The organism is Flavobacterium sp. MEB061 (assembly GCF_000834715.1).
GTDB lineage: Bacteria > Bacteroidota > Bacteroidia > Flavobacteriales > Flavobacteriaceae > Flavobacterium > Flavobacterium pectinovorum.
Map to the genome: position 1 here is coordinate 91,955 of NZ_JXQR01000018.1, position 13,357 is coordinate 105,311.

10 protein-coding genes are annotated in these 13,357 nt (G+C 36.0%); all 10 read right to left on the reverse strand.

What is annotated here, in order from left to right:
* Nucleotides 1–98: 98 nt before the first annotated feature.
* The 10 genes from RT99_RS11025 to RT99_RS11070 all read right to left on the reverse strand — a co-directional run bounded on the left by RT99_RS11025 (nucleotide 99) and on the right by RT99_RS11070 (nucleotide 13,354).
* Nucleotides 99–575: an OsmC family protein gene (locus RT99_RS11025; RefSeq protein ID WP_042564803.1), complete on the reverse strand. Its 477-nt coding sequence runs from the start codon at nucleotides 573–575 to the stop codon at nucleotides 99–101.
* Between the two features lie 76 nt (nucleotides 576–651).
* The gene (locus tag RT99_RS11030) at nucleotides 652–1,530 is read right to left on the reverse strand and encodes an alpha/beta fold hydrolase (RefSeq protein ID WP_042564804.1); all 879 of its coding nucleotides are present in this window, start codon (nucleotides 1,528–1,530) and stop codon (nucleotides 652–654) included.
* Between the two features lie 174 nt (nucleotides 1,531–1,704).
* Nucleotides 1,705–2,889 (reverse strand): aldose epimerase family protein, encoded by a 1,185-nt coding sequence (locus RT99_RS11035; RefSeq protein WP_042564805.1) that lies wholly within the window; start codon nucleotides 2,887–2,889, stop codon nucleotides 1,705–1,707.
* A gap of 89 nt (nucleotides 2,890–2,978) precedes the next feature.
* A complete protein-coding gene (araA, locus tag RT99_RS11040; RefSeq protein WP_042564806.1) occupies nucleotides 2,979–4,487 on the reverse strand; it encodes an L-arabinose isomerase in 1,509 nt (502 codons plus the stop codon).
* A gap of 86 nt (nucleotides 4,488–4,573) precedes the next feature.
* Complete coding sequence (locus tag RT99_RS11045) at nucleotides 4,574–5,275, reverse strand: L-ribulose-5-phosphate 4-epimerase (RefSeq protein ID WP_042564807.1); 702 nt, start codon at nucleotides 5,273–5,275, stop codon at nucleotides 4,574–4,576.
* Nucleotides 5,259–6,950 carry a ribulokinase gene (locus RT99_RS11050; protein WP_042564808.1) on the reverse strand — a complete coding sequence of 564 codons (1,692 nt, stop codon included), beginning with the start codon at nucleotides 6,948–6,950 and terminating at the stop codon, nucleotides 5,259–5,261. The genes RT99_RS11045 and RT99_RS11050 overlap by 17 nt, the downstream gene beginning before the upstream one ends.
* A gap of 167 nt (nucleotides 6,951–7,117) precedes the next feature.
* On the reverse strand, nucleotides 7,118–9,103 hold the full coding sequence (locus tag RT99_RS11055) for an alpha-L-arabinofuranosidase C-terminal domain-containing protein (RefSeq protein ID WP_042564809.1): 1,986 nt from the start codon (nucleotides 9,101–9,103) through the stop codon (nucleotides 7,118–7,120).
* 299 nt (nucleotides 9,104–9,402) lie between these two features.
* Complete coding sequence (locus RT99_RS11060; RefSeq protein WP_117614812.1) at nucleotides 9,403–10,383, reverse strand: arabinan endo-1,5-alpha-L-arabinosidase; 981 nt, start codon at nucleotides 10,381–10,383, stop codon at nucleotides 9,403–9,405.
* A 52-nt stretch (nucleotides 10,384–10,435) separates the two neighbouring features.
* Nucleotides 10,436–11,404, reverse strand: coding sequence for a glycoside hydrolase family 43 protein (locus RT99_RS11065; protein WP_082036949.1), 969 nt, complete (start codon nucleotides 11,402–11,404; stop codon nucleotides 10,436–10,438).
* A 327-nt stretch (nucleotides 11,405–11,731) separates the two neighbouring features.
* Nucleotides 11,732–13,354, reverse strand: a complete 1,623-nt coding sequence (locus tag RT99_RS11070) for an arabinan endo-1,5-alpha-L-arabinosidase (RefSeq protein ID WP_042564810.1) — start codon at nucleotides 13,352–13,354, stop codon at nucleotides 11,732–11,734.
* Between the last annotated feature and the right edge of the window lie 3 nt (nucleotides 13,355–13,357).

Sequence of the window (13,357 nt, forward strand, 5' to 3'; positions counted from 1 at the left end):
CAATATCTTCTAAAGCTTTATCAATCGCTTTCTTTTGAGCATCATAAACATTTTCTATCTTTTTCTCTTGAATTAATTCCTTCTTTCATAATTATAATTTATATGGTAGATATTTCACAACTCGCCTCATGCAAAACAGGAAAATTGCATGAATTAGCGATAAAACACACTTGATTTGCTTTTGTATGAAGCTCAATAGCCAATTCGACTTTATCTGGATTCGAAATTTTCACTTTCGGATTTAATCTTACGGCAACAAAACGCCCGCTCCCATCTGGATTAACTTCGAGCGTTGCTTCTGCATTATCCGAATATTCCAGAACTTCTATTCCGTTTTGAGAACACACATATAAATAGGACATCATATGACAGGAAACCAAACTACTCAAAAGTAAATCTTCGGGATTGTATAATTCTGGATCGCCTTTGAACGCTTTTGCTGCCGAAACATTTAAAATTGGTTTTCCTTCAATTTTAATTTGATGGTTTTTGCTATAAAATCTTTTTGTTGAATCTTCCTGGATTTGATTTGAAGCCCAATTTAATGTTGCTTTGAATATATGTTTGAAAGTCATTTTTTGTTTTTTTTAGCCACGAATTACATGAACTTGAAATTCATGGCTAAAATAACACAATTCTGTTGATCTGCTTTTATTTACCCCATTTAGTCCAATCTGAATCTGGTCTTTTAAACGGTTCTGATAAAAACTTATTTGTTAATGCATTAAATACTTCCGGACTTGAAGCCGGTGCAAAATGAGTTTCGCCAGGCATAATACATAACTGTGCCTTAGGTATATTTTCAAAAATTTCTACCGAATGTTCATTTTTAATAATGTCTTTATCTCCTGCTATTATGAGTACTTTTGCTTTAATTTTTGATAAATCTTTAGTTGCAATATTAGGCTGATCTACCAAAAGTCCGGCAAGCTGTTTTTGTAGATTCCAATTCTCACTAGTGTCTTTCTCTTTAATTTTTGACACAATCATTTTTCTCATGTTCTGTACATCATTTGTAGCCCATGAATTAACAGCTGTAGCATCAGGTCTTAAATTTGCCCCCATCGCCACAATTTTCTTTATTTTTGACTTACCAGAAATACCCATTTGCAAACCAACAATTCCACCATCACTCCATCCAATAATACTTATCGAATCTAGTTTTAAGCGATTAACTAATTCCTCTATATCATTTGTAATCTGAACGTATGTCAAAGAATCTGTTTTCAACTCCGATTTACCTTGGCCTCTATTATCAGCAACAATAACTCTGTATTTACTTTTAAAATAATCGATTTGATTTCCCATTGATTCAATACTTCCTCCATTTCCATGAATCAATAACAAAGGTTCACCTTTTCCATATTCTTCATAATAGATTTTAGCTCCATTAATTTCAGTAAATTTTCCAACAGCGGTATTTTTACCATAAGGCGTGTCAAATTTATAATTCATCTGAACCTGAGCGCTTCCTATTGCACCTATAGAATAGATTAATAAAAGAAGTAATAATTTAATTGGTTTTTTCATAAGTTAAGAGGTTTTTTTTAGATAGTTATCTCCCAAATGTAAGAAAAAATAGCACGAATTAACAAGGTCTATTTTATAGTTATTTATCTTCATTATTTACAAATAAAAAAACCTCGAAAGCATAACTTTCGAGGTTTCTTAGAGAATTACTAACTAATTAACATAATTCCAAAACTATTTCTGAACAGAGAATTTGAAAGTAGTTTTAGTTTTATAATTTTCTCCCGGGTTTAAAACCGTTGTCGGGAAGTTTTTCTGGTTTGGAGAATCAGGATAATGTTCTGTTTCCAGACATAAACCGGTTCTGTGCGCAAATGTTCCGCCTTTTGGCATTGGCAAAGTTCCGTCAAGGAAATTTCCAGAGTAAAACTGAATTCCAGGTTCATCGGTTGTCATTTCCAAAACTCTTCCGCTTGCTGCGTGATACACTTTTGCTATAATTGTTTTTCCTTTTTCAGGATTGTTCAATACCCAGCAGTGATCGTAACCTTTTCCTCTTTCTAACTGTTCGTTTTTTACTTCGATATCTTTTCCAATTAATTTTGGTTTTCTGAAATCGAAAGGCGTATTCGCAACATCATCTAATTTTCCTGTCGGAATTAAAGTCGCATCAACCGGAACTAATTTATCTGCATTCAAAGTCAATTCGTGATCTAAGATTGTTTTTGTGAAATCTCCCGATAAATTGAAATAAGAATGCTGCGTTAAATTCACAACCGTTTTCTTATCTGTCGTTGCTTCATATAATACTTCTAATTGATTATCATTTGTCAATGTATACGTTACAAAAACTTTCAAATTTCCAGGATAACCTTCTTCCATATCTTTACTTAAATAAGATAATTTCAAAGTTGCCGCATCTCCAGATTTTGCTTCATCAGCTTTCCAAACAACATTAAAATATCCCTGCGGTCCACCGTGCAAAGCATTTGGCGCATTGTTTATTGCCAATTGATATTCCTTTTCGTCTAAAGTAAATTTCCCTTTAGCGATTCGGTTTCCATATCTTCCAATCAAAGCTCCGAAGAATGGATTCGCTTTTTCGTATTGAGCCAAAGAATTAAATCCGATTACAACATTTTCAGAAACACCTTCTTTATTTGGTACTTTTAAATCTGTAATTCTTCCTCCAAAAGTGATGATATCAACTTCCATCCCATTTTGGTTTTTCAATTTATAACTGTCGACTTTTTCTCCTTTTGCAGTTGTTCCATAAGAAGATTTCTCAATTGTAACCGTCGCTTTTTTATCTGAAGAAACTGTAGTGTCATCCATTTTTTTATCGTTTTTGCATTGAACTGAAATGAAAGCCAAACTCAGTAGGCCAATTCCAAAAATATAACGTTTTAATACATTCATAAATAATATTTTTAATTGGTTAAATGTTAGATGTTAAAAGTAGCAAAAAACCTTAGAATCTTAGCAACTTAGAACCTTAGTCCCTCAGACTATAATCCATGTTGAAACAAATGATAGTAAGCTTCGTTGGCGTTAATTTTATCTTTGAAATCTCTAATTGTTGTTTTTTCATCAATAACCAATAATTCGATTCCGGCGATATCAGCGAAATCTTCCATATATTCTGTTGTCAATGACTGGCTGTAAACTGTGTGATGAGCTCCACCAGCCAAAATCCATGCTGTTGCAGCGATATCAAGATTTGGTTTACAATCCCATAAAACTCTTGCAACCGGTAATTTAGGCAATTCAGCCATTGGTTTTATCGCTTCAACTTCGTTTACAATTAAACGAAAACGAGTTCCCATATCAACCAAAGAAACATTAATTGCATCTCCGGCAGGCGAATTAAATACCAAACGAGCAGGATCTTCTTTTCCGCCAATTCCTAAAGGATGTACTTCGCAAGAAGGTTTTCCATCTGCAATAGATGGACAAATTTCTAGCATGTGCGATCCTAAAACGTATGATTTTTGCGGTGTAAAATGGTATGTGTAATCTTCCATGAAAGACGTTCCTCCCTCAAGACCCACGTTCATTACTTTTAAGGCACGAACCATTGCCGCTGTTTTCCAGTCTCCTTCTCCACCAAAACCATAACCATCGGCCATTAATCTTTGTGTTGCGATTCCAGGTAATTGTTTCCAAACACCCAAATTTTCAAACGTATCTGTAAAAGCTCCAAAACCTCCTTCTTCAAGGAAAGCTCTTAAACCTAATTCAATTTTTGCCGCTTCCGCTAATGAACTTCTTTGCGCCCCGCCTTCTTTTAAAGCATCAGTCAAAGTGTATGATTGCTCGTAAACTGCCAATAAATCATTTAATTCTTTATCCGTAACTTTCTCAATATATTTAGTGACATCTGAAGAATCAAAACCGTTAACTGACATTCCGAAACGAATTTGAGCTTCTACTTTATCTCCTTCCGTTACGGCAACTTCACGCATATTGTCTCCAATACGAGCTACTTTTAAGTTTTGAAGTTCATCCCAACCCAAAGCTACTCTTGTCCAGATGCCTAATTTTTTCTGAACTCTTTCGTCTTCCCAATGTCCAACAACTACTTTGCGTTTTTTACGCATTCTTGACATGATAAAACCAAATTCACGATCTCCATGAGCTGATTGGTTCAGGTTCATGAAATCCATGTCGATAGTTCCCCACGGAATTTCAGCATTGTATTGTGTATGTAAATGGCACAATGGTTTTTTCAAAATACTCAATCCACCAATCCACATTTTTGCTGGCGAAAAAGTGTGCATCCAGGCAATAATTCCGATACAGTTTTTAGCCGAATTTGCCGCTAAACAAACATCTAAAATTTGTGCAGGCGATTTCACAACATCTTTGTAAACTACTTTTACCGGAATACTAGATGTCGCATCTAATCCTTTTGCAATTATTTGAGAATGCTCCGCCACTTTTCTTAGTGTTTCTTCACCGTATAATTCCTGGCTTCCTACTACAAACCATACTTCTTTTTGAGAGATATCTATCATTGTTTAATCGTTATATTGTTGAACTGTTTAATCGTTTTTTCTTCTGATTTTAAATCTAAAATCTTTAATCTAAATTCTAAAATTATTTATTGTCCGTAATACGAATCTTTTCCGTGTTTGCGGTTGTAATGTTTTTTAATTAATGAATCTTTTAATCTTGGTGCGTTTGGGTTTATTTGTAAAGTCAGGTACGCCATTTCGGCTACAACTTCCAGAACCTTACTATTGTAAACTGCTTTTGCTGCGTTTTTTCCCCAGGCAAACGGACCGTGATTTCCTATCAAAACCATTTCTACTTCTTCGTACGAAAGATTTTTTTCTTTGAAGCAATCCAAAATCTGAATTCCGGTATTGTGTTCGTAGTTTCCTTCTATAAGCGCATCTGCCATTGGCGGCGCGCATGGAATATCTGCCGTTAAATGGTCAGCATGCGTGGTTCCGAAAATTGGAATATCTTGCTGAGACTGTGCCCAAGCTACAGAATAGGTTGCATGTGTATGAGCAACGCCTCCAATGTTTGGCCAGTTTTTGTATAAATAAGCATGCGTTTTTGTGTCAGATGACGGACGCATTGTTCCTTCAATAATGTTATTATCAAAATCGACAATAACAATATCTTCCGGTTTTAAATCTTCGTAGGGAACGCCGCTTGGTTTAATGGCAAAAACACCATTTTTTCTGTCCACGGCACTTACATTCCCAAAAGTATATACTACCAAGTTCAATGCGTTTAACTGCATATTCGCCTCGTAGCATTCTTGTTTTAAATCTTTATAAAGAGAACTCATTTTGTGTAATTTTAATAGATGGATCTGCGAAAGCACTTAATTGATCGTAAGCAATCAGTAATTTATTATAAGCTGCTACTTTGTCTAATTGAGGGAAATATTCTCCGTCAAAATCGCTTCCTATTTTTTGACTTGCTTCGATTACGTTTGGATAAATTCCGGCTGCAACTGCTGCATAAATCGCCGCTCCCAAAGCCGGAGTCTGATCTGAAGCTGCAATTTTAATTGGCTTGTTTAAAACGTTTGCCAAAGTCTGCATAATAAAAGGCGATTTTCTGGCAACACCACCAATTCCGATTACGCTGTCAATTTTTACACCTTCTTCTTCAAAACGATCCACGATTTTTTTCGCTCCAAAACAGATTGCATTTACCAAAGCTTTGAAAATATGAGGTGCTTTTGTTCCTAAAGATAAATTGGATATCGCGCTTTTTAGTTCCTGATTAGCATCTGGAGTTCTTCTTCCGTTGATCCAGTCTAAAGCAATTGGAAGACTTTCTGAAACCGGAATTTTCTCTGCTTCTTTGGTCAATTCTACAATTAATTTATCGCTGAATTCTTCTCTTAGTTGTTCTTTTTGTTCTTCATTTAAAATTGTTGAAGAAGTCAATAAATGTTCAGTTGGCCACATTAATAATTCTTTGTACCAGGCTAATAAATCGCCAAAAGCAGATTGTCCCGCTTCAAGACCAATAAAACCTGGAATTACAGATCCGTCAACCTGACCACAGATTCCGCGAACAGTTTTGGTTCCAACTTCATCATAAGAACCTACCAAAATATCGCAGGTTGAAGTTCCCATAACGCGAACCAAAGTGTTTTCTCCAATTTTTGCTCCAACCGCTCCAGAATGCGCGTCGAAAGTTCCAACAGCCACAATTGTTTCTGTTGAAAGTCCTAAACGATCTGCCCATTCTTTGCTTAAATTTCCGGCAACTAAATCAGAAGTATACGTTTCATCATATAAATTTCCACGAAGCGTCGCTAAGTACGGATGTAGTTTTTCTAAGAATTCAACCGGAGGCAAACCATTCCAGTCTTCGTGCCACATTGCTTTGTGACCCGCTGCGCAACGGCTTCTTTTAAAGGTTTTTAAATCTTTATCTTCAATTAACAAATACGTCATTAAATCGCAGTGTTCCATCCACGTGTGTGCTGCATTTCTAACCGCTTCATCTTCTCTGGCAATGTGCAGGATTTTTGCCCAAAACCATTCTGATGAATAAATTCCACCCACGTATTTTGTTACGTTTTCTCCGCCCCAGCTTACTGCCAATTCGTTGATTTCGTTTGCTTCGTTGATTGAAGTATGATCTTTCCAAAGAACCATCATTGCGTTTGGATTTTCCTCAAAACCTTTTGTCAAAGCAAGCGGAATTCCGTCTTTCGTAACCGGAACCGGCGATGATCCTGTTGTATCAATACAAATTCCTTTTATCAAAGAAGGATCAACTTTACTTTCTTTTATAACATTCTGAATCGTGCTTTCTAATCCTTCAATATGGTCCAAAGGATGCTGACGAAACTGATTTATCGATGCGTCACAATATTGTTTGTTTTTCCATCTTTTGTAATGAGAAACATTTGATGCTAACTCCTGCCCATTTTCAGTATCTATTAACATCGCTCGAACAGAATCTGTTCCGTAGTCCAATCCTATAACGTAATTTTTCATTCGAAATTAATTTTTAATAACGCAAATATAATTATAAATAATTCATAAGTGTATAAAAAACACTTAACAAAAATAAGTGCTTGATTTTTTTACAAATAATGCATCAAAACAGGCATTTAAGGTTAAAACAGGAAATAAACGTTGCTTATACATTTATTCTGTTGCGATTACTTCATCTTAATTTTTAAAACAGTAACCGAGTACGCCGGAAAATCATATTGAACCTGACTCCCTTTCAACTTAAATTCACTTTCTTTTGGACTAATTTTCGTCGGAGCATCAAAAGAATTTTCATCATTAAGTCCATCTCCTTTTAAAATTATTGCTGTTCCTTTTGTGTCTAATTTTGTTCCCTTTACATCAATTGAAACATTTTGAGCCGTTGCAGCAGTGTTTACAATTTTCAGAATTACTTCTTTAGAATTCACATCTTTTACTGCAGATGCAAACAAATCATTTTGTCCCGTTACCGCTTTTCCGTCTTTTGTAATATTGATTAAATCGGTTCCTTTATTGTTTGAAAATAATTTCTGGACATAATAATTTGGCGTTCCGTAAGATTGCAAATTGTTGAACCAAATCATATCCGGTGTCCATTGCCAGCCTTCAACGTGAGCCAGCAAAGGCGCATAAGAAGTTAAATGAACAACCTCAGCATTGCGCTCCATTCCGGTCATGAAAGCAGCTTCCGAGAAAGCACATTCCCAATTGTTTTTATTATCAGGACTTGCAATTGCTACACTTTGCGCCGCATATTCTCCAGCAAAAATCTTTGGTCCTTTACGATCGTAATTGTCGTAACGCGTTACATTTTTTCGAAACCAGGCAGGATCTTTATAATAGTGTTCGTCAACGATTTCTGCGTTCAGTTTTTTAAGTGCTGCCATGCCGTAATCGAAGAAATCTCCATCAGGAAATGGTCCTGTTCCGGACACAATGATAATGTTTGGATATTTTGATTTAATGGCTTTTTGAAACACTTTGAAACGCTCTATATAATCTGGTCCCCATTGCTCATTTCCAACTCCAATGAATTTTAAATTGAATGGTTTTGGGTGTCCCATATCGGCTCTAACTTTTCCCCAGGCGGTAGTTTGATCACCATTTGCAAATTCAATTAAATCTAAAGCATCCTGCACATAAGGATCGATTTGATCCATCGGAACCAATTCTCCTGTGTTGAACTGACAAGCCATTCCACAGCTTAAAATTGGCAATGGAGAAGCTCCAATATCTTCTGAAAGCTGGAAATATTCAAAGAATCCCAAACCAAAACTTTGAAAATAATCCGGTGCCAGTTTGTGTGCAAATTCCGTATTCCATCTGTTAATCATGGTTTCTCTGTCTTCAACATTTCCAATCGATTTTTTCCATTGGTAACGCAATGCCAACGTTTTTCCTTCGACAATACAACCTCCTGGGAAACGTAAAAATCCTGGTTTCAAATCGTATAATAATTGTACTAAATCAGCACGCATTCCGTTTTTTCTGCCTTTCCATGTATCTTCAGGAAACAACGAAATCACATCTAAATCTATAACTCCTGTTCCTTCAAAAGTGATTCTAATTTGTGCCTTTGCTTCGGTTGCCGTTGCTGTTAATTGTGCCGAATAATTCGTCCAGTTTTTTGCTGTTGGAACAATCGAAGTTTCACCTAAAACCTTTTTATTTTTATCAATGAATTGGATTTTAATCTTCGAAATATTTCCTGATATTTTTGAAGCTCTTAAAGACAAATTATAATGAAGATCTTTTTTGATTCCCATTCCCCTAAAACCTTCATTTATCAATTCATAACCGCTGGCATCTTTTACCGTAACTCTGCAGTAATTATGATTTGTTCCTTTTTGAGAATACTGAATAATATTGGCAATTCCCGATTGTAAATTCAATTTGTGTCTATCGCTGTTGGGTTCGCTCCATCCCATCATAGGTGTTTCGAATTCAAAAGATCTGTTTTTAATCATTTCGGCATACAAACCTCCATCGGCAGCAAAATTGATATCTTCAAAAAACACTCCATACATCGTTGGCTGAATTTTCGTTACTGTTTTACCAGCATCAACCTGAAGATTGTTTTTTTGTGCCGATGCATAAAAACCGTTCAGCAATAAACCGCAAAGGGTAATTTTGGTAATTAAATTGGACTTCATTTTTATTTTGTTTGTGTTTTATGGCACGCGGATGACGCGGGTTAAAACGGATTTTTATTTTTTTTTAACTATATCTTTATTTAAACATATAGAAACATAGTTTTTGGGCGCTAAAAAAGGCATTTCATTTACTTAAAGACAAATAGATATGTATGTGTTTAAAAAATTTCTCACGCAGATCTGGCAGATTTAGCAGATTTTTTTCTAATCTTTTAATCCCTTAATCTTGGCAAAATCTTGATTCTTTCTTCTTGCCTCTATCTTCTATATTCCATGTTCTATATTCTTTGTTCTATATTCTATTTCAAAACGGGCCATAAATCAGCATCCCAAATCATTTCTCTAACTATTAATTTTGGTGTTCCATTGGTTTTCTTTTCGTAGCCGTGATAAAAAATATAATCTTTACCATCAAACGTATAAGCGCTGTTATGGCCTACACCAAAGTAATTTTCGTCGCTTTGAACTACTAAACTCCCTCCGCCTTCATTTAATGATTTTCCGTCTTTATCTACATAAGGTCCGGTCACATTTTTAGATCTTCCGACAACAACTTTATAGGTGCTTTTTTCTCCGCGACAGCATAAATCCCAAGAAAGGAATTGATAATAATAGCCGTTTTTCCTGAAGATAAAAGGAGCTTCAAGCGCGCCATCCCCGGGATCAGAATCTGGTAATTCGAAAGTTCTTTTACGTTTTGAAATCGTGTGCCATTCCTGAGGCTGTGCAATCGATTTTAAATCCGGATTTAGTTTTACCATTTTTAATCCTTCCCAAAAAGAACCAAATGATAACCAAGGTGTATTGTTTTCATCAAAAATTAAATTGGGATCAATGGCATTCCACATATCACGATTGGGTTGCGATTGAATGACAATTCCCTGATCGATCCATTTGTAATTTTTATCTTTTGAATCTAAGGTTGTGTTGGTTGCAACGCCAATTGCCGATGTGTTTTTGGCGAAAGCCGAAACAGAATAATAGAGGTAATATATATTGTTATGAAATGAAATATCCGGCGCCCAAATATGATTTTTAAAATCGGTTGCAACGCCATCTGCCCAAACTGGTTTTTCTGCAAAAACTGCTGCTTCTTTATTCCAGTTTTTTAAATCTTTCGAACTAAAAACACTGATTCCTTTTCCGGTACAAAACAAATAATAAGTATCTTTTTGTTTGATGACAACCGGATCGTGTACCACAATTTCCTGTGCAAATGAAGCCGAAACCATCAGCATCATTAAAACAGAAAGTATATATTTTATGTTTTTGTAAACCATATAAGTGATATAAGAAAATTTAAGTTTGGTCTGTTTTTATTCTGAAAACTTTTTACTGAATTCCTTCAGATGTCATCACCACTCTTTTGATTGTTCCGTCTTTATTATAAAATAATTTATCAACGCAAACAGATCTTCTAAAACTTCCCCCATTTGGCTGCGTTGCCCCGTTGTGATAAATAAAATAGGATTGCCCTTTAAAATCAATTATCGATTGATGATTTGTGTTACTGTTTCCGGCTATTTCATTCAAAATTCCTTTAAATTCCCAAGGTCCTGTAATTGACTTGCTCATGGCGTAGGCAATTTTCTCAGGAAATTCATATGCATAAGACAAATAATACCAGCCTTTGTGTTTGTGAATCCAGGGCGCTTCGGTAAAATGCGGTAAATCTATTGTTTGAATTGGCCCGTCTAATTCGAGCATGTTTTCTTTTAATTTAGCATAATGACAAACTGTGTTTCCCCAAATTAAATACGCCTGATTATCGTTATCAATATAAACTGTTGGGTCAATATCGTCCCAGCTTATTTTGGTATGAGTTGTCATATCATTTGTAATTAAAGCTTTTCCCAATGCATCTTTAAAAGGTCCGGTTGGGTTGTCTGAAACTGCAATTCCAATTGATTTTCCGGGAATTGTTCCGTGAGAAACGGTTACATACCAATAAAACTTTCCGTTTCTTTCAATAACCTGCGAAGCCCATGCATCACCAGAAGCCCATTTAAACTCACTTGCCTTCAACGGCACGGGATGCGATTCCCACTTTTTCATATCTGATGAAGAATACACCACCCATTCGTTCATCTTATAAAAATGAAAATCATTTGGCGCTTCGTCGTGACCCGCATACAAGTAGACTTTGTCTTTGTAAACCAGTGCGGCTGGATCGCCTGTATATTGATCTTTAATGATAGGATTATTGAATTTTGCAGGGTCAATTTGAGTTGATTGCGCCACAGCTGTTTTGCTGGATGCAATCAAAACTAAAAGTGAAAGGCTTGTAATTAGGTTTTTCATTATAATTCTTTTAAGACATATTTTCTATGCGTTAATTCTTTTTTCACGCAGATTTTGCTGATTGTGCAGATTTTTTATTTTTTAAGTGATGATAAAATAAGTCCCAACGGGACGACATGTTTATAGAAATTCTATTTGTTTTTCGTAAGAGCCCCTTCGGGGTGTCATATTAATAATTTAAGGAAAACTTACATATCGCTCCGCTGGAGCTTTTATCAACGACAATAATAATTGGCTATAAACATTATGCTCCTACGGAGCTTTCAATAATCCAAACTGCTTTCTTGAAATCTATGTTATTTTTTGTTTTTTTTGATTTGAAATTTTTTAGTTCACTTTCTTACCCCAAACAGGTAATCCTCCAGCGGTCAAACCAGAATAACTCAAGGTTACTTTTCTGGTTGCCGATTCCCAATCCCAGGCATCAATTACATTGCATTTTACCCCATTAATCGTCAGGATTTTTTTGGTACCTTCATAGGACCATGTTCCTGTAACATCTCCACTTACTTTTTTATCGGCGGTTAAATTAATTGTTATCGATTTTTGGATGGTTTTGTATTGATAATTCATTGTAATTTGTTCCCATGTTCCAATGATATTGGCTTCGGCAAAAGCGGTTGTTGGCACTCCTGCATAACGTTCGGGTTCTACTACCGGCCAACCATCTTCTGTCCATTGAATACCGCGAACATGTCCCATCATTATAGCATTCGAAACATTAATTCCGGGAACTCCTTCAGGCAAACGAGCCTGCGAAGCATAATACCATTGTTTAGTTGTTGAATTTTGAAAAATTCCGCAATGCGCAAAACCAACCCAGCCAGTATGATTTTTAAAAGAATAGGGATGCGTCAACATCGGGAAACATTCTGCTCCTGTGGTAATACTCATTCCTGTATTGGTTAAATATGGCCCTAAAATACTTTTTGAACGTGCAACCCGTGTGTTGTATGCAACTGATAATTCATCATAAGCCAAAAACAAATAATAGTATTGTGTGTCGGGATTATAGATAATTTCCGGTCCTTCGAGTGCCTGCCAGCGGTTTGTATTTACGTTTCCGCGTCCTGCAATTCGTACTCCGTAATCATCGATTGTTTTCAATTTATCCGGTTTTCCTGTGGTTGGATTTAATTTTAAAGCTGCAATTCCGGAATGCCACGAACCGTAAATTAAATACTGATCTCCTTCGGGAGTTTCTATAAAACTCGGATCAATGGCGTTGAATTTGAAATAAGCATCCCAATCGTTTCCTCCGTTTCTAACGTAACTTTTTACCCCATCAGGTTCAGAACAAACGACCATTCCTTTATCTGTCCAATTATTTGAAGCCAAATCGTCCGTTTCGGCTAAGCCAATAAAAGCACGTTCTGACCAGGATGTATTAGTGTCTGATCCTACAATCGGATTCGTTACGACAATGCTATAGTACATTCTGAATTTGTTTCCCACTTTTCGAACGCACGGCGCCCAATATGCATAATTCGGGTTTTCGATAGGAGGAAGGGCAGGCGACATTCTTGCTCTTTTGTTGTTTAGGGAATCTTTTACCCAAGCCGGAGCCTGCGCCATTGAAGATCCCATAAATTCCCAATTGATTAAATCTTTTGATCTTCTGTAGAAAAAATGTCCGTTGCCTTCATGTGCATTTCCGTAAGAAGCATCGGTTTGATACATATAATAATATTCTCCTGATTTTTCTACGGATGGATCATGTACGTTGGCTAAATTCCATTGAGCTCTGCTTCCCCAAGATGAAATAGAAGTATAATTATCCGCATAAGCAGGTCCCGGAAAAACTGGTGTAACCACAGGCGGATCAACAACTACAGGCGGATCCGGATTTTCGGCAGCAGGATCATCATTAGAACAACTTACAACAATCGCTGCAAGCAAAAAAAGTCCTAATTTGAATGCTTTTTTTATAATGGAATTTGATTTTTTCATCTT

Excerpts from the sequence above, each read along its gene's own strand:
- RT99_RS11025 (WP_042564803.1), bottom strand. The coding sequence starts at position 575 with ATGACTTTCAAACATATATTCAAAGCAACATTAAATTGGGCTTCAAAT.
- RT99_RS11030 (WP_042564804.1), bottom strand. The coding sequence starts at position 1,530 with ATGAAAAAACCAATTAAATTATTACTTCTTTTATTAATCTATTCTATA.
- RT99_RS11035 (WP_042564805.1), bottom strand. The coding sequence starts at position 2,889 with ATGAATGTATTAAAACGTTATATTTTTGGAATTGGCCTACTGAGTTTG.
- araA (WP_042564806.1), bottom strand. The coding sequence starts at position 4,487 with ATGATAGATATCTCTCAAAAAGAAGTATGGTTTGTAGTAGGAAGCCAG.
- RT99_RS11045 (WP_042564807.1), bottom strand. The coding sequence starts at position 5,275 with ATGAGTTCTCTTTATAAAGATTTAAAACAAGAATGCTACGAGGCGAAT.
- RT99_RS11050 (WP_042564808.1), bottom strand. The coding sequence starts at position 6,950 with ATGAAAAATTACGTTATAGGATTGGACTACGGAACAGATTCTGTTCGA.
- RT99_RS11055 (WP_042564809.1), bottom strand. The coding sequence starts at position 9,103 with ATGAAGTCCAATTTAATTACCAAAATTACCCTTTGCGGTTTATTGCTG.
- RT99_RS11060 (WP_117614812.1), bottom strand. The coding sequence starts at position 10,383 with ATGGTTTACAAAAACATAAAATATATACTTTCTGTTTTAATGATGCTG.
- RT99_RS11065 (WP_082036949.1), bottom strand. The coding sequence starts at position 11,404 with ATGAAAAACCTAATTACAAGCCTTTCACTTTTAGTTTTGATTGCATCC.
- RT99_RS11070 (WP_042564810.1), bottom strand. The coding sequence starts at position 13,354 with ATGAAAAAATCAAATTCCATTATAAAAAAAGCATTCAAATTAGGACTT.